Annotated in this window: 1 protein-coding gene and 1 pseudogene; both read left to right on the forward strand. The window is 64.4% G+C overall.

Annotated elements, in window-relative coordinates:
- Window positions 1-189: pseudogene (locus EN939_RS36370) on the forward strand (alpha/beta fold hydrolase); the annotation flags it as partial.
- Window positions 186-808 (forward strand): ribulose-phosphate 3-epimerase (locus EN939_RS36375; RefSeq protein WP_127272070.1); only part of this gene is annotated, 623 nt, incomplete at its 3' end. The pseudogene EN939_RS36370 and the gene EN939_RS36375, both read left to right, overlap by 4 nt.

Below are 808 nucleotides of genomic sequence, written 5' to 3' on the forward strand. Positions count from 1 at the left end.
GTCATCGGCAGCGGCATCGATCTCGTCCATCCGCTGGCCGCCGCCCGCAGCCTCGCCGACGCCATCCCCAATGCGACCTTTGCCGAGGTGATGCCGAAGGCCACCGACAAGGAGTGCCATTTCGCCGAAATTCGCGCCGCCATCGCGGACTTTCTCGACATGAATTTCAACAACCAGGACCAGTCATGACCTCGAAACCTCTCTCAGGCCCGGCCGCCATCGCCGCATTGCCGCGCGACCGGATGATCGCCGAATTCTCGCTCTGGTCGGCCAATCTCGCCAATTTCGAAAACGACTTGAAGCGCATCGAGCCCTATGTCGATCTTCATCATATCGATGTGGCGGACGGTCATTTCGCACCGTCCTTCCTGTTCTTCCCCGATCTCGTCGCCCGCATCGCAGGGCTGACGGCGAAACCCATCCATGTCCACCTGATGGTCGATGAAGCAATCGTCGAGGCGCAGACGCGCCAGTTCATCGAAGCCGGCGCCGACATGATCAGCGTCCATGCCGAGAATGGCGAAGCCGGATTGCGCGCCGTGCGGCTGGCGCGGGAGCTCGGCGCCGAGGCCGGCGTCGTACTCAGGCTGGAGACGCCTGTGGAAGCGGTGACGGCCTTCGTCCCGGAAGTCGCCTTCGTGACGCTTCTTGGAACCGCAATCGGCGTCAAGGGACAGAGCCTGTCGGACAAGGCCTGCGACAGGCTGGGCGCTGCCCGCGCCATCCTGAGAGAGGCCGGCCGCGAGGCGCAAGTGGTTCTGGCGGCCGATGGCGGCATCCGCCACGAGACCGTGCCGTTGCTGCGTGC

It is taken from the genome of Mesorhizobium sp. M7A.F.Ca.CA.002.05.1.1 (genome assembly GCF_003998335.1).
GTDB lineage: Bacteria > Pseudomonadota > Alphaproteobacteria > Rhizobiales > Rhizobiaceae > Mesorhizobium.